The sequence below is a fragment of the Pseudomonas sp. GW821-FHT09E12 genome (assembly GCF_059416085.1).
This window is the reverse complement of record NZ_JBWKOM010000005.1, coordinates 65,688-79,934: the sequence shown is the minus strand read 5'-3', so window position 1 is coordinate 79,934 and position 14,247 is coordinate 65,688. Positions and strand designations below refer to the sequence as shown.

15 protein-coding genes are annotated in these 14,247 nt (G+C 64.6%); 10 read left to right on the top strand and 5 right to left on the bottom strand.

Annotated elements, in window-relative coordinates; translation table 11 throughout:
- Positions 1-59: 59 nt before the first annotated feature.
- Genes AC07PQ_RS15440 through dksA form a run of 3 tightly spaced genes read right to left on the bottom strand, consistent with a single transcriptional unit; the run spans position 60 to position 2,404 of the window.
- Positions 60-758: a DUF1826 domain-containing protein gene (locus tag AC07PQ_RS15440; protein WP_493185842.1), complete on the bottom strand. Its 699-nt coding sequence runs from the start codon at positions 756-758 to the stop codon at positions 60-62.
- Positions 758-1,966, bottom strand: a complete 1,209-nt coding sequence (gene zigA / locus AC07PQ_RS15435; RefSeq protein ID WP_087087430.1) for a zinc metallochaperone GTPase ZigA — start codon at positions 1,964-1,966, stop codon at positions 758-760. Before zigA ends, AC07PQ_RS15440 begins: the two co-directional genes overlap by 1 nt.
- A gap of 33 nt (positions 1,967-1,999) precedes the next feature.
- Positions 2,000-2,404 carry an RNA polymerase-binding protein DksA gene (dksA, locus tag AC07PQ_RS15430; protein ID WP_037035045.1) on the bottom strand — a complete coding sequence of 135 codons (405 nt, stop codon included), beginning with the start codon at positions 2,402-2,404 and terminating at the stop codon, positions 2,000-2,002.
- A 134-nt stretch (positions 2,405-2,538) separates the two neighbouring features.
- On the opposite strand from dksA, the gene AC07PQ_RS15425 reads away from it, so the two are divergent.
- Positions 2,539-2,919: a hypothetical protein gene (locus AC07PQ_RS15425; RefSeq protein ID WP_007927609.1), complete on the top strand. Its 381-nt coding sequence runs from the start codon at positions 2,539-2,541 to the stop codon at positions 2,917-2,919.
- A gap of 116 nt (positions 2,920-3,035) precedes the next feature.
- Here AC07PQ_RS15425 and AC07PQ_RS15420 read toward each other — a convergent pair whose 3' ends face one another.
- Positions 3,036-4,256: an N-acetylmuramoyl-L-alanine amidase gene (locus AC07PQ_RS15420; RefSeq protein ID WP_007927610.1), complete on the bottom strand. Its 1,221-nt coding sequence runs from the start codon at positions 4,254-4,256 to the stop codon at positions 3,036-3,038.
- A 129-nt stretch (positions 4,257-4,385) separates the two neighbouring features.
- On the opposite strand from AC07PQ_RS15420, the gene folE2 reads away from it, so the two are divergent.
- Genes folE2 through thrS form a run of 8 tightly spaced genes read left to right on the top strand, consistent with a single transcriptional unit; the run spans position 4,386 to position 11,983 of the window.
- Positions 4,386-5,282 (top strand): GTP cyclohydrolase FolE2, encoded by an 897-nt coding sequence (gene folE2, locus AC07PQ_RS15415; protein ID WP_493185841.1) that lies wholly within the window; start codon positions 4,386-4,388, stop codon positions 5,280-5,282.
- Positions 5,279-5,947, top strand: a complete 669-nt coding sequence (locus AC07PQ_RS15410; protein ID WP_493185840.1) for a metal ABC transporter ATP-binding protein — start codon at positions 5,279-5,281, stop codon at positions 5,945-5,947. The genes folE2 and AC07PQ_RS15410 overlap by 4 nt, the downstream gene beginning before the upstream one ends.
- The gene (locus tag AC07PQ_RS15405; protein ID WP_053263161.1) at positions 5,947-6,813 is read left to right on the top strand and encodes a metal ABC transporter permease; all 867 of its coding nucleotides are present in this window, start codon (positions 5,947-5,949) and stop codon (positions 6,811-6,813) included. The genes AC07PQ_RS15410 and AC07PQ_RS15405 overlap by 1 nt, the downstream gene beginning before the upstream one ends.
- A gap of 11 nt (positions 6,814-6,824) precedes the next feature.
- Positions 6,825-7,709 (top strand): metal ABC transporter substrate-binding protein, encoded by an 885-nt coding sequence (locus AC07PQ_RS15400; protein WP_493185839.1) that lies wholly within the window; start codon positions 6,825-6,827, stop codon positions 7,707-7,709.
- A complete protein-coding gene (gene hisI / locus AC07PQ_RS15395; protein WP_007927616.1) occupies positions 7,706-8,143 on the top strand; it encodes a phosphoribosyl-AMP cyclohydrolase in 438 nt (145 codons plus the stop codon). Before AC07PQ_RS15400 ends, hisI begins: the two co-directional genes overlap by 4 nt.
- Complete coding sequence (locus AC07PQ_RS15390) at positions 8,140-8,700, top strand: gamma carbonic anhydrase family protein (RefSeq protein WP_493185838.1); 561 nt, start codon at positions 8,140-8,142, stop codon at positions 8,698-8,700. The genes hisI and AC07PQ_RS15390 overlap by 4 nt, the downstream gene beginning before the upstream one ends.
- 2 nt (positions 8,701-8,702) lie before the next feature.
- On the top strand, positions 8,703-10,040 hold the full coding sequence (locus tag AC07PQ_RS15385; protein WP_493185837.1) for a dihydroorotase: 1,338 nt from the start codon (positions 8,703-8,705) through the stop codon (positions 10,038-10,040).
- 44 nt (positions 10,041-10,084) lie between these two features.
- Positions 10,085-11,983, top strand: a complete 1,899-nt coding sequence (gene thrS / locus AC07PQ_RS15380) for a threonine--tRNA ligase (RefSeq protein ID WP_493185836.1) — start codon at positions 10,085-10,087, stop codon at positions 11,981-11,983.
- Positions 11,984-12,063: 80 nt separating this feature from the next.
- Here the strand turns inward: thrS and AC07PQ_RS15375 are convergent, their stop codons facing one another.
- A complete protein-coding gene (locus AC07PQ_RS15375) occupies positions 12,064-12,585 on the bottom strand; it encodes a DUF3617 domain-containing protein (RefSeq protein ID WP_007927620.1) in 522 nt (173 codons plus the stop codon).
- Between the two features lie 222 nt (positions 12,586-12,807).
- On the opposite strand from AC07PQ_RS15375, the gene cls reads away from it, so the two are divergent.
- Positions 12,808-14,247: a cardiolipin synthase gene (gene cls / locus AC07PQ_RS15370; protein WP_102680215.1), complete on the top strand. Its 1,440-nt coding sequence runs from the start codon at positions 12,808-12,810 to the stop codon at positions 14,245-14,247.

Here is a 14,247-nt window from a genome sequence, read left to right as displayed (position 1 = left end):
CGAGGGCCTCAAGAGCACGTCTCCTGCGGAGCCGATCGCAGCCTGCGGCAGCTACAGGGTCAGCCGAGCCAGTCCAGGGTGAGGATCAGCCGGCGCTCGCCGGGGGCCGGTTGCGGCGAGCGGTGGATCAGGCCGAAACCCTCGTTGCCCAGCCATTTCTCACCCTTGAACAGGGCCACCTCGCCGCTGGCCATCTGCTGGATCAGCGCGCCATCCGTGGGTTCGGCCTCGGCCTGGCCCAGTTGCCGACGATCCATCGCGCCCTCGCGCAGCCATTGGCTGCCGGCGCCGGCATAGGTGGTGATCAGCCGTACCGGCACATGGTCGACATGAAAGCGCGGGCACATGGCCTTATCCAGCACCCGCAAGCGCAGGCCGACGCGCTTGGCCCCCAGCAGGCAGGCAAAGGCGCTGACCAGCCAGGCGACATCGGCGATAAAGCCATCGTAGCCCAGCAGATCGCTGAAGCCAGAAGCCAGGCCGCGCAGGTTCGGCTCGGCGTCCTCGGTGTCGAGTTCCAGCGACAGCGACTCGGCCAGCGGTTCGTTCAGCGACAGCAGCAAGGCGCCGAAATCGGCGATATGCGCCGGCAACTGGCGCTGCCACAGGGCCAGGTTGACCTCGTCGTCCAGCACCTCGGCGAGGACGATAGGGGCCGGGCCGCAAGCCTCGCGGCGTATCGGTTTTTGCAGGGTTGGTCGCAGGAGCGGCTTCGCAAGCAGGTGCGCTCCCACAGGGGACAGTGGTTGGTAGAGCATCAGGCGGCGGCCTCTTCATGCCAGGGGCCGAACGGGTCGCGCATCAGGCGCCAGCCTTCCGTGCCCTGGGCCATTTCGTCGTCCGTCAGCAGGCAATCGTCGAGTTCGGCGGTGAGCCGGGCGAAGTCGATGTTCTGGCCGATGAACACCAGTTCCTGGCGGCAGTCGCCGGTGGCGGCAGTCCAGTTCTGCATGATCGCCGCAGTGCTTTCCGCGTCCTGCGGCCAGTGTTGCTTCGGCACGAAACGCCACCAGCGTCCGGCGAAACCATGACGCATCAGCCCCCCCGCCTGGGACCAGCTGCCGGCCTCCTGGTGCTTGCTGGCGAGCCAGAAAAAGCCCTTGGAACGCAGCAGTTTGCCGTTGCTCCAGGGGCGGTTGATGAAGTCGAAAAAGCGCTGTGGATGGAAAGGTCGGCGCGCCCGATAGGCGCTGGAGGCGATGCCGTATTCTTCGGTTTCCGGCACGTGCTCGCCGCGCAGCTCCTGCAACCAGCCTGGCGCCTGGGCAGCGCGCTCGAAGTCGAAACGACCGGTGTTGAGGATCTTCGCCAGCGGCACTTCGCCCATCACCATGGGGATGATTTCCGCCTGGGAATTGAGGCGTTCGAGGATGGCGATCAGTTCCTGGCGCTCGTCGCTGCCGATCAGGTCGATCTTGCTGATCAGGATCACGTCGGCGAACTCGATCTGTTCGATCAACAGATCGGTGATCGAGCGCTCGTCTTCCTCGCCCAGGGTTTCGCCGCGGGACGCCAGGCTTTCCGCGGCCTGGTAATCGAGCAGGAAGTTCATGCCGTCGACCACGGTGACCATGGTGTCCAGCCGCGCGATATCGGCCAGGCTCTGCCCCGCTTCGTCGCGAAAGGTGAAGGTCTCGGCCACCGGCAGCGGCTCGGAAATGCCGGTGGACTCGATCAGCAGGTAATCGAAACGCCCGTCCCTGGCCAGCTTGCCGACCTCTTCCAGCAGGTCTTCGCGCAGGGTGCAGCAGATGCAGCCGTTGCTCATTTCGACCAGTTTTTCTTCGGCGCGGTTGAGGCTGACATCGCGCTGCACCTCGCTGCCGTCGATGTTGATTTCGCTCATGTCGTTGACGATCACCGCCACCCGCAGGTTGTCGCGGTTGCGCAGAACGTAGTTGAGCAGCGTGCTTTTGCCGGCGCCGAGAAAGCCGGACAGCACGGTAACGGGAAGACGGTCGGTCATCAGGTGATCCTCATCGGGGGCTGGGTGGCTGGGTCAGATCGCCCGTTGATGGCGTTCGCGCAGCTCTTGGCGTTCTTTGGCTTCGATACACAGGGTGGCGGTGGGCCGCAGCAGCAAGCGCCTGAGGCCAATGGCCTCGCCGGTTTCACGGCACCAGCCGTACTCGCCACGGGCCAGGCGTTCGAGGGCTTCGTCGATCTTGTCCAGCAGCTTCTTTTCCCGCTCCAGCAGGCGCAGTTGCCACTGACGCTGCTCTTCGGCGCTGCCGATATCGGCTAGGTCGCTGTGGGGCTCCTGCTCGCGCAGCACCTCGAACTCGCCATCGATGCGTTCTTGCAGCTCGACGCGCTGCGCCAGCAGCAGCTCACGGAAATAGGCCTGCTGGACGTCGTTCATGTAGTCCGCCTCGGGCTGGGCGAGAAGTTGCGCTTCGGTCATCGGGCGTTCAGTCATGGTGGGTCACGGGTCAGGCTTTATTTAATGTTATAGTATAACAATACAAATAAGCCAACCCTCTCTTGCCGCCCGCGACGAAGGGCGGGATGCTTGAGCCTCCCCTGCCGAGAAACCCCATGCGCCACGCCTTGAAATACACGCTGCTGAGCCTGTCCCTGCTGGTCGCGGACACCGCCATCGCGCAAGTGCCCAGCGCCCTGGCCACCTGCACCCGCAGCGCCAACCTGCTGGCCTGCGTGGATGCCGAAGGCAACGCCTACAGCGTCGCGGCCGCGGGCAGTACAACCTATCTGCGGGGTTTCGAGGTCGCCGGCAAACGTTATTGGGCGCAGACCAACAGCCGTTATGGCCAGCTGACCTTCTTTACCGGCCTGGCCTCCGACGGCGAAGCCTGGGTCGGCTATAGCCAGCGCGTCGGCTGGACCACCCGCAACCGCTTTTCCAGCTCCGGCGGCAGCAGCGGCAAGTTCACTTGCAGCCGGATCAGCGGCTGCTGAGCAAAGCATTTTGTAGGAGCGAGGCTTGCCCGCGATCGACGCTTACGCGGTATAGCTGATACACCGCAGCGTCTTCATCGCACGCAAGCTGTGCTCCTATAGAAGGCTGGGCCGCGTCAGGCCTGGGCTTTTTTCTGTTCCTGCAACCAGGCCATGTAGCTGTTCACCGGCGGATTCTTCTGGAAGTAGCTCTGCAAGCCCGCGAACAGCCCATCGGCAATCGCTTGCTGGTGCCGCGCGGTGACCAGGCGCTGGCTGTCGCGGCTGTTGGAGATGAAGCCCGTCTCCACCAGGATCGAGGGCACGTCGGGGGACTTGAGCACCGCGAAACCGGCCTGTTCCACACGCTTCTGATGCAGGGTGGTGATGCCCGCCAGGCTACCCAATACAGTGCCGCCCAACTGCAGGCTGGCGGCGATGGTGGCGTTCATCGACATGTCGAGAATCACCCCGGCGAGCATCGGGTCCTTGTCTTTCAGGTTGAGCAGGCTGGTGGCGCCCAGCAGGTCGGCGCCGTTCTCCCGCTGCGCCATGAAGCGCGCCGTGGCCGACGTCGCACCACCTTCCGACAGCGCGTAAACCGAAGCCCCGGACGCCGTCAGGCGTGGCGCCGCATCGGCATGCACCGAGATAAACATGTCGGCCTTGTGCTTGCGGGCGATCTCCACCCGCTTGCGCAGCGGCACGAAGAAATCGTCGTTGCGCACCAGCTTCACATCGAAGCCCTTCTCACGCTTCAGCCGCTTGGCCAGCAGCTGGGCGATCGCCAGTACCACATCCTTCTCCCGTTCGCCACGGGCGCCGACCGCCCCCGGGTCCTTGCCGCCGTGACCCGGGTCGACCACGACGATGATGTCGCGCTTGGGATGCGCCCGGTCCGCCGGTGTTTCACGCGGCAAAGCGGGAGCGGCGACCGCCGCGATCTGCTGCGGGACGCGGCTGGCGTTGCTCAGATCGAGCACCAGGCGGTGGCCCTGGCCGTCCTGGGGCGGCAGCAAAAAGCTGTCGAGCCGCAGCGGTTCGGCCAGGTCGAGGACGATCCGCGTATCGCCCTGGCCAAAGTGCCCGGAACGGATCGAGCGAATCGGCGTATTGGCCAGGGCCAGTTGGCTGAAATCGCCACTGAGCTGCGCGCCGCGAAGGTCGATGATCAGCCGTTCCGGCGCGCTGAGAGAGAAGGTCTTGTAGTGCACCGGCCCACTCAGATCGAGCACCAGGCGCAGCTTGTCGGCCGAGTTCCATAAACGCAGGTTGCGAATCTGGGTGGCGGACACCCCCAAAGGCAGAACCAAGGCCGCGCTGGCCAACAGCAGGTTGAGCAACTGACGTCTGTGCATGACTTACACCGCAGATTGAGGAGCATCCGTACTCGAAAGGCTTGGTGAAAAAACGTTCAGGAAAAAGGTTTCATCGACTGCATTGTTATAATATAACATGGCAAATTGTTTCCAACGATGGACCTGCTCATGAATGCGCTGACTCTGCCGGATATCGCCGCGCAGGCCGCACGCCAGGCCCTGCCCCTTGAGTGGGTGGGCATGTGTGGCATTGCCTTACCTGTGTTGTTTGATGGCCAGCGGATTGGCGCAACAGCGGATGCCGGCGTCAGCCTCGACGACGGCGAAGCCCGCGGCATTCATATGTCGCGCCTGTATCTGGCGCTGGAAATGCTCGAACAGGAAAATCTCACCCCGGCCCTGATGCGCCAGGTGCTGCAACGCTTTCTCGACAGCCACGACGGGCTGTCCAGCAGTGCCTACTTGCGAATTCATGCCGACCTGCTACTGAAACGCCCCGCCTTGATCAGCCCGTTGGCCGGCTGGAAAACCTATCCGGTGAGCATCGAAGCGCACCTGAAAAACGCAATGTTCCACGTGGAACTAAAAATCGAGGTGCCTTATTCCTCGACATGTCCCTGTTCCGCCGCGCTTTCCAGGCAGCTGATTCAGCAACAATTCATCGATGATTTCGCCAACCGGGCGCTGCACCATGAAGACATCCTGACCTGGCTCGGTTCCTCGAAAGGCATAGTCGCCACGCCCCACAGCCAGCGCAGCACCGCGCAATTGCAGTTGCGCCTGGATGACTTTCTCGACGAGTTGCCGTTGATGGCGGCGATCAACGACGCCGAAGCCGCCCTCGGCACCGCCGTGCAAACCGCGGTGAAACGCGCCGACGAACAAGCCTTCGCCCTGGCCAACGGGCAAAACCTGATGTTCTGCGAAGACGCCGCGCGCCGCCTGAACCTCGCCTTGCAACGTTCGCCAGGCATCCGCGCCTTCCAGGTGCGCGTGGTTCACGCCGAAAGCCTGCACGCCCACGACGCCGTAGCGGAAAGCCGCTGGAACTGGGAGGCTGCATGATCGACCTGCAATCGCTGCGTTGGGGCACGCCCGGCCAACCGCTGACGCCGGCACTCGACCTTGAGCTGGAGCCCGGCAGCCTGACCGCCATCATCGGCGCCAACGGCTCGGGCAAAAGCAGCCTGCTGAAAGTCATCGCCGGCCTGCAAAAGCCCTTGGCCGGGAAGATCAAGTTGCAGGTCCCTCGCCGTGGCGGCCTGTCCTTTCTACCGCAGCAGCAGTACCTTGACCGGCAGTTCCCCATCACCCTGCAGGAATTGGTGGCCGCCGGTTTCTGGGGCGATCGGCAAAGCGCGCAACAGCGTGCCGGACGTTTGCAGCAGGTGCTCGCAGACTGGTGCCTGAGCGGCCTGGAACAACGCCCGTTGATGGCCTTATCCGGCGGCGAATTGCAGCGTGCCCTGCTCGCCCGCCTGAGCCTCGCCGATGCCCCGCTGTTGCTGCTGGACGAACCCCACGCCGCTCTGGACGAACTGGGCCAGGCCCTGCTGTGGAAACACATCCACACCTGGCAGCAGCAAGGTCGCACGCAAATCGTGGTCTGCCATGACCTCGCCGCCGTGCGCCAGCACATCCCCCAGACCCTGCTGATCAAAGCCAGCGGTTGCCGGTTCGGCAGCAGCGAGGAACTGATCGTCCAGCCCATTCAGATGCAGGTGGCCTGATGCTCGCCGCCGCCCAGCTCTGGCAGCCCTTCCACGAGTTCGTGTTCATGCGCCGGGCATTGCTCGGCGGCCTGGCGCTGGCATGCAGCACCGCACCGTTGGGGGTGTTCCTGATCCTGCGGCGCATGAGCCTGATCGGCGACGCCGTGGCCCACGGCATTCTCCCCGGCGCGGCGCTGGGCTTCTGGTTCGCCGGGCTGAGCCTGCCGGCACTGACGCTCGGCGGCCTTGGCGCCGGACTCGGCATGGCCGGCCTGGCCGCCTGGATTACCCGGCGCACCGGCTTGCGCGAGGACGCCAGCCTGGCTGCGATCTACCCGATTTCCCTGGCCAGCGGCGTGCTGATTCTCGGCCTCGCCGGCAAACGCCTGGACCTGCTGCACCTGCTGTTCGGCTCGGCCCTGGCGGTGGATGGGCCGACCCTGGAGGGCATGCTTTGGGTCTCCGGGTTCAGCCTGCTGGCCATGGCGCTGATCTACAAAGCGTTGCTGCTGGACACCCTCGACCCACTGTTCCTCAACAGCGTCAGCCGCCTCGGCCCCCTCGCCCACGGCCTGTTCCTGACCCTGGTGGTGCTGAACCTGGTGATCGGTTTCCAGGCCATCGGCGCCTTGATGGTGGTCGGCCTGATGATGCTGCCGGCCGCCGCCTCGCGCTTCTGGAGTCGGCGCCTGCCGGTGCTGATCGGCATTGCCGCGCTGCTCGGTTGCCTCTCGGTGTGGCTCGGCCTGTTGCTGTCGTTCCACTACTCGCTGCCCAGCGGCCCGGCCATCGTCCTGGTGGCGGGCGGCCTGTACCTGCTGTCCGTGGTGTTCGGTCCGGTGCACGGTCTGCTGCGCCGCCCGCCTTTGCTCACATCCCCATGAGGTGTTCCCCGATGCGCGCCCTACTCGTGCTCTTCAGTCTGTTGCTGCCGCTGTCGCTGTCGCCCGCCCAGGCCGCGGACAAACTCGCTGTGGTCACCAGCTTCAGCATCCTCGCCGACATCACCCGCCAGGTCGGCGGCGAGCATATCCAGATCACCGACATGGTCGGTCCGGACGCCGACGCCCATACCTACGAACCGACACCGGACGATGCCAAGGCCCTGCTCAAGGCCCGGTTGATCATCAAGAACGGTCTGGGTTTCGAGCCCTGGCTGGATCGCCTGGTGGCCAGTACCGGCGCCCGGGCCCCGGTGATCACCGCCAGTCGCGGAGTGATCCCGCGCTCGTTGGATGAGGACAGCGAGACCATTCCTGACCCGCACGCCTGGCACAACCTGGCGAACGCCGAACTCTATGTGAGCAACATCACCAAGGCGCTGGTCGCCGCCGACCCGGCGAACAAAGCTGATTACGAACGCAACAGCCAGGCCTACCTGAAACGGATCTACGCGCTGCTGGCCGAAGCCAAGGCCAAGTTCGGCGCGCTGCCGCCGGGCAATCGCAAGATCGTCACCTCCCACGACGCCTTCGGTTACCTGGGGCAGGCCTATGGCATCGACTTCATGGCCCCGCAAGGCCTGTCCACCGAACGCGAACCCTCGGCCACCGAAGTCGCGGCGCTGATCACCCAGATCCGCAACGCCAAGGTCAAGGCGGTGTTCATGGAGAACATCAAGGACGCGCGCCTGCTCAAGCAGATCGCCGACGAAAGCGGCGCCCATATCGGCGGCACCCTGTACTCCGACGCCCTCGCTGCGCAGGGGCCAGCCAGCACCTTCACCGGGTTGTTCGAATACAACCTGAACACCCTGTACGACGCCCTGAGCCAACCATGAACAAGCGCCCACCGCTGTCGATGCTCGACCTGGAAAGCGCGCCCCTGGGCAGCCGTTGGCCGCTCACCAGCGTGCTCGATGCCCTGCCATGGAACGCCGACGGCCTGATCGCCGCCATCGCCCAACAGCACGACAGCGGCGAGGTGCTGATGCTGGCCTGGATGAACCGCAAGGCGCTGGCCGAGACCCTGGCCAGCGGGCAGGTCTGCTACTGGTCGCGCTCGCGCCGGCAACTGTGGCGCAAGGGCGAAAGCTCGGGGCATCGCCAGCGTCTGCTCGAAGCGCGCCTGGACTGCGACGGCGACGCCGTCCTGCTGCTGGTGGACCAGCAAGGCCCGGCCTGCCACACCGGGCGCCCCAACTGTTTCTACAACGCCATTCGCGACGGTGCGGTGCAGGTCATCAGCGCGCCGCTACAGGAAACCCCAGCATGATTCGCAAGAACCCCTCCGGTGATCTGCCGGTCATCGCCGAGTCGGCCTATGTCGACAAGACCGCCATCATCTGCGGCAAGGTGGTGATCGGCGAGAACGTATTCGTCGGCCCCTACGCGGTGATCCGTGCCGACGAAGTCAACGAGCAAGGCGCCATGGACCCGATCGTCATCGGCGCCAATTCGAACATCCAGGACGGCGTGGTGATCCACTCCAAATCCGGCGCGGCGGTGACCATCGGCGAGTTCACCTCCATCGCCCACCGCTCGATCGTCCATGGCCCGTGCACGGTCGGCGACCGGGTCTTCATCGGCTTCAACAGCGTGCTGTTCAACTGCGCGGTCGGCGACGGCAGCGTGGTGCGACACAACTCGGTGGTCGATGGCCGCGACCTGCCGCAAGGCTTCTACGTGCCCTCCACCACCCGTATCGGGCCCAATACCGACCTCTCGCAGTTCCCGCCGGTCAGCGTCAGCGCCTCGGAGTTTTCCGAAGACGTGGCGCGCACCAACGTCGATCTGGTGCGCGGTTACAAAGCCCTGCAGAACGAGTTCTGAACATGAACAGCGTGCTGATTCGCAACGCCCGGCTGGTCAATGAAGGATGCGAGTTCGACGCCGACCTGCTGGTAGACCATGGGCGCATCGTCAAGATCGCCAGCAGCATCGAAGGCGAGAATGCCCGCACCGAGATCGACGCCCAGGGCCAGTGGCTGCTGCCGGGAATGATCGACGACCAGGTGCATTTCCGTGATCCCGGCGCGCCGGAGAAAGGCAGCTTCCACAGCGAGTCGCGGGCGGCCGTAGCAGGTGGCATCACCAGTTTCATGGACATGCCCAACACCCAGCCCGCGACCCTGACCCTGGCCGCGCTGGAGGACAAGAAGCGCCGAGCGGCGATCCACTCGGTGGCCAACTATGGCTTTCACTTCGGCGTCAGCCGCGACAACCTCGACACGGTCGCCGCCCTCGATCCGTGCCGGGTGGCCGGGGTCAAAGTGTTCATGGGCGCCTCCACCGGCAACATGCTGGTGGACGATCCGCAGGTCCTCGAGCGCTTGTTCGCCGAGGTGCCGACCATTCTCCTGGCGCACTGCGAACACACGCCCAGCATCCAGGCCAACGAGCGGCGCATGCAGGAGCGTTTCGGCGAAGCGATTCCCGCCGTGGCCCACTCCCTGATCCGCGATGCCGAAGCCTGCTATCGCTCCTCGTCGCTGGCCGTGGATCTGGCCAAGCGTCACGGCACTCGCCTGCATGTCTTGCACCTGACCACTGCCCGCGAACTGGAACTGTTCGAAGACCAGCCCCTGGCGCAAAAGCGCATCACCGCCGAAGTCTGCCTGCACCACCTGCTGTTCGACGACCGTGATTACGCGCGCCTCAGGCACCTGATCAAATGCAACCCGGCGATCAAGACCCGCGCCGACCGCGACGCCCTGCGCCAGGCCTTGCTCGGCAACCGCCTGGATGTAATCGGCAGCGATCACGCGCCGCACACCTGGGCACAGAAACAGCTGCCCTACCGCCAGGCGCCTTCCGGGCTGCCGCTGGTGCAACACGCCCTGCCCGCCCTGCTGGAACTGGTGGCCGATGGCGTGCTGCCCATCACCACCCTGGTGGAGAAAACCAGCCACCGGGTCGCCGACCTGTTCGCCATTCCCGATCGCGGCTACCTGCGCGAAGGCTACTGGGCCGACCTGGTATTGATCAGGCCCGAGCCCGAGGGCCTCGCCGTGGCCCAGCAACCGATCCTCGCCCAGTGCGGCTGGACGCCCTTCGCCGAACAGCGTTTCCGCCATAGCGTCGACACCACCCTGGTATCGGGGCAGTTGGCCTGGCACGCCGGGCGCCTGTACGACAACTGCCAGGGCCTGCCGCTGCGTTTTACCCGCTGATCCCTTCCCTGAACCCCTCCCCCTGGAACACCAAGGAACACCCGATGATTCACATCACCCTGCCCGACGGCTCACAACGTGAGTACGACCAGCCGCTTTCCGTGTACGAGGTGGCCGCGAGCATCGGCCTCGGCCTGGCCAGGGCGGCGGTCGCCGGCCGGGTGAACGATCGACTGGTGGATTGCTCTTTTATGCTCGAGGGCGATGCCCGGGTCAGCATCGTCACCACCCGCGAGCCCGAGGGCCTGGAGATCCTGCGTCACTCCTGCGCGCATCTGCTGGCCATGGCGGTGAAGGAGTTGTACCCCTCGGCCCAGGTCACCATCGGCCCGGTGATCGAGGACGGCTTCTTTTACGACTTCGCCTATGAACGGCCCTTTACCCCCGACGACCTGCAGCGCATCGAAGCGCGCATGACCCGCCTGGCCGCGACCAACCACGCGGTACGCCGGCGCGAGCTGAGCCGTGACGACGCCCAGGAATACTTCGCCAACCTGGGCGAGCACTACAAGGCCGAGCTGATCCGCGACATCCCGCAGGACCAGGTGCTGTCGCTGTACCGCCAGGGCGATTTCGAAGACCTGTGCCGTGGCCCCCACGTGCCGTTCACCGGCATCCTCCAGGCGTTCAAGCTGACCAAGGTCGCCGGCGCCTACTGGCGCGGCGACGCCAGGAACGCCCCGCTGCAACGGATCTACGGCACCTGCTGGGCCACCCAGAAAGACCTCAAGGACTACCTGACCCGCCTGGAAGAAGCCGGCAAGCGCGACCACCGCAAGCTCGGACAGCAACTGGACCTGTTCCACTTCGACGACTGCGCGCCGGGTTCGGTGTTCTGGCATGCCAAGGGCTGGACCCTGTTCCAGCAACTGATCGGCTACATGCGCCGGCGCCAGGACCAGGCCGGCTATCAGGAAGTGAACACCCCGGACGTGATGGACCGCGGCCTTTGGGAAACCTCCGGGCACTGGCAGAACTACCGCGACCATATGTTCAGCACCACCACCGAAGACCAGCGGGTGTTCGCCCTCAAGCCGATGAACTGCCCCGGCGCGGTGTCGATCTTCAGCCGTGGCCTGAAAAGCTACCGCGACCTGCCGCTGCGCATCGCCGAGTTCGGCAAGGTGCATCGCTACGAACCCTCCGGCGCGTTGCACGGGTTGCTACGGGTGCGCCACTTCACCCAGGACGACGCGCACATCTTCTGCACCCCGGCGCAGATGCAGGCGGAATGCGCGAGCACCATCGCCCTGGTGTTCGACATCTATCGCGACTTCGGCTTCCACGACGTCGCGGTCAAGCTCTCCACCCGGCCGGCCCATCGCATCGGCAGCGACGCGCTGTGGGACCAGCTGGAAGGCGCCTTGTCCGGCGCCCTGGAAACGATGGCGATCGACTACCGGATCAACCCCGGCGAAGGCGCGTTCTACGGCCCGAAACTGGAGTTCGTGCTGCGCGACGCCATCGGTCGTGACTGGCAATGCGGCACCCTGCAGGTCGATCTCAACCTGCCGGAACGTTTCGATATCAGCTACATCGACGAGCACGGCGAACGCCAGCGCCCGGTGATGCTGCATCGCGCGCTGTTCGGTTCCCTGGAGCGTTTTATCGGCATCCTCATCGAGCATTACAGCGGCGCCCTGCCCTGCTGGCTGGCGCCGCGGCAGGCGGTGGTGATCAACATCAGCGAAGGTCAGGCGGACTATGCCCGGTCGGTGGCCGACAGCCTGTCACGCCAGGGCCTGCGAGCCAGCGCCGACCTGCGCAACGAGAAGATCAGCTACAAGATCCGCGAGCACAGCCTGCAAAAGGTGCCGTACCTGCTGGTGGTGGGCGACAAGGAAAAGGACGGGGGATTTGTCAGCTTGCGCAGCCGCAATGGCGAGGACCTGGGGCGGTGGGCGGTGAGCGAGGTGGCGGAGCGCTTGCGGATAGAGTTGTAGCGACAGACGCCATCGCGAGCAAGCTCGCTCCTACAGGTTTAACACGATCCCCTGTAGGAGCGAGCTTGCTCGCGATGCTCTTAGGCCCTTGGCTTGACCGTCCCGCAATCCTGCCCCAGCCACACCGCACGGGTGTCCATGCTGCCCTTCTGCTGGAAGCCGGTGGCATTGAAGGTACCGATGACGTTGGTGGTGAACTCACGATCGCTGAGGAATTTCGCCACGCCCGAGCCCTGGGCTTTCGGGCAGCTGAAGCGGAATTTCCACTGGTTGGAGGTGCGGTCGGTAACCTCCTGGCGGCAACCCGATTGCGGGTCCTGCAGCGGGATGGTGTCGGACTTCACCTGCTCCGGCGTCAGGCACACGCGGATGCCCTTGCCGCCCATGGTCACGCCCTGCTTCTCCAACTGCGCCCGTTGCTCGGGCGTCAGCTGTTGTTGCAACTGACCGAGAATCAACGACAGGTCCGGCAGGCTCTGGTCATCGACTTTCATGTTGCTGGTGGTCAGTTCCCACAGGCCCGGTTGCAGCATCTGGGCCTGCGCGGCCAGCGGAAGCGAGACAACGGCGGCCATGGCCAAACCCAGTAGACGAAGCTTCATCGAATGACTCCTAGACAGTAGTGGCCGTTAGACGCCAAAAATGCAGCGGCGTTGCATGGCGAATTAATTAGCGACAATCATGCTCGAACATGGTCTGTTAGGGTCTGCAACGAAGAGTTGGCGAGCAAGGTCGCGCTTGTTTGCACGTAGCGCCGAAGGCGCCCGGCACGCCGCTTTTCATACGGACCCCAGCATTGAATCTTCAGGAGCAAGGCTGTCCCCATGGATTATTTTGGCCCACATATTTTTGGCTATCTGATTGCCACCCTGCACTTTCTCGGCCTGATCGCCGCCATCCACGCCGTGCTGACCGTCAGGACCGCCCAAGGCTCCATCGCCTGGGCCCTGTCGCTGTTGTTCATGCCGTACCTGACCCTTATCCCTTATCTGGTGTTCGGCCGCAGCACCTTCGATGCCTATATCAAGGCCCGGCGCCAGGCCAACCTGGAGATGCGCAAGGCGATCAACGAGCTGAACTGGCGCCCCTGGATCGAGGAGGCCCTGAGCGCCCGCGCCTCCGCCGCCTACACCTCGCTGCGGGCCATGCCCAAGCTGGGCCGCATGCCCTGCCTGGCCAGCAACCATGTACAACTGCTGATCAACGGCGATGCCACCTTCGCCGCGATTTTCCAGGCCATCGAACGTGCCCGCACGGCGGTGCTGATCCAGTTCTTCATCATCCACGACGACGACCTTGGCCGACGCCTGCAAGCGCTGCTGCTGAAAAAGGCTGGCGAAGGCGTGGCGATCCACCTGCTCTACGACCGCATCGGCAGCCATTCCCTGCCCCACGCCTATGTGCAGCCCCTGCGCGACGCCGGCATCCAGGTGCATGCCTTCGCCACCCGCAGCGGCTGGCTCAACCGCTTCCAGATCAACTTTCGCAATCACCGCAAGATAGTGGTGGTGGATGGCCTGCTGGGGTTTGTCGGCGGGCATAACGTGGGCGACGAATACCTGGGGAAAAAACCGCCTCTGGCACCCTGGCGCGATACCCATGTTTCGGTCAGCGGTCCGGTGGTGGCCTGCCTGCAGGAATCCTTCGCCGAAGACTGGTTCTGGGCCTCACGGCAATTGCCGCCGCTGATCCTGCCGGACACCTACCCCGATGACGGCGTGCTGTGCCAGGTGCTGGCCAGCGGCCCGGCGGACCCTTATGAAACCTGCTCGCTGTTCTTCGTCGAAGCCATCCACGCGGCGACCGAACGGGTGTGGATCACCAGCCCCTATTTCGTTCCCGACGAGGCCGTGTTCGCCGCCTTGCGCCTGGCTGCCCTGCGCGGGGTGGATGTGCGGATCCTGCTGCCGTCGCGCGCGGACCACCGGATCGTCTACGCGGCGTCCAGCCTGTACGCCTTCGAAGCCGTACGCGCCGGGGTGCGGGTGTTCCGTTACCAGCCGGGTTTCCTGCACCAGAAAGTGGTGCTGATCGACAGCGAAATCAGCGCGATCGGCAGCGCCAACCTGGACAACCGCTCGTTCCGCCTGAATTTCGAGGTGATGTTGCTGACCGTGGACGAAGCCTTCGCCAGGGAGGTGGAACATATGCTCAACCTCGACTTCGAGCGTTCCCGCGAAATCGCCAAAGAAGAAAGCCGGGAAACCCACCGCCTGCAACAGCTTGGCATGCGGGTGGCCCGGCTTATTTCACCGATTCTCTAG

Coding starts and splice junctions, on each gene's coding strand:
- AC07PQ_RS15440 (WP_493185842.1), bottom strand. CDS start 758: ATGCTCTACCAACCACTGTCCCCTGTGGGAGCGCACCTGCTTGCGAAG.
- zigA (WP_087087430.1), bottom strand. CDS start 1,966: ATGACCGACCGTCTTCCCGTTACCGTGCTGTCCGGCTTTCTCGGCGCC.
- dksA (WP_037035045.1), bottom strand. CDS start 2,404: ATGACCGAAGCGCAACTTCTCGCCCAGCCCGAGGCGGACTACATGAAC.
- AC07PQ_RS15425 (WP_007927609.1), top strand. CDS start 2,539: ATGCGCCACGCCTTGAAATACACGCTGCTGAGCCTGTCCCTGCTGGTC.
- AC07PQ_RS15420 (WP_007927610.1), bottom strand. CDS start 4,256: ATGCACAGACGTCAGTTGCTCAACCTGCTGTTGGCCAGCGCGGCCTTG.
- folE2 (WP_493185841.1), top strand. CDS start 4,386: ATGAATGCGCTGACTCTGCCGGATATCGCCGCGCAGGCCGCACGCCAG.
- AC07PQ_RS15410 (WP_493185840.1), top strand. CDS start 5,279: ATGATCGACCTGCAATCGCTGCGTTGGGGCACGCCCGGCCAACCGCTG.
- AC07PQ_RS15405 (WP_053263161.1), top strand. CDS start 5,947: ATGCTCGCCGCCGCCCAGCTCTGGCAGCCCTTCCACGAGTTCGTGTTC.
- AC07PQ_RS15400 (WP_493185839.1), top strand. CDS start 6,825: ATGCGCGCCCTACTCGTGCTCTTCAGTCTGTTGCTGCCGCTGTCGCTG.
- hisI (WP_007927616.1), top strand. CDS start 7,706: ATGAACAAGCGCCCACCGCTGTCGATGCTCGACCTGGAAAGCGCGCCC.
- AC07PQ_RS15390 (WP_493185838.1), top strand. CDS start 8,140: ATGATTCGCAAGAACCCCTCCGGTGATCTGCCGGTCATCGCCGAGTCG.
- AC07PQ_RS15385 (WP_493185837.1), top strand. CDS start 8,703: ATGAACAGCGTGCTGATTCGCAACGCCCGGCTGGTCAATGAAGGATGC.
- thrS (WP_493185836.1), top strand. CDS start 10,085: ATGATTCACATCACCCTGCCCGACGGCTCACAACGTGAGTACGACCAG.
- AC07PQ_RS15375 (WP_007927620.1), bottom strand. CDS start 12,585: ATGAAGCTTCGTCTACTGGGTTTGGCCATGGCCGCCGTTGTCTCGCTT.
- cls (WP_102680215.1), top strand. CDS start 12,808: ATGGATTATTTTGGCCCACATATTTTTGGCTATCTGATTGCCACCCTG.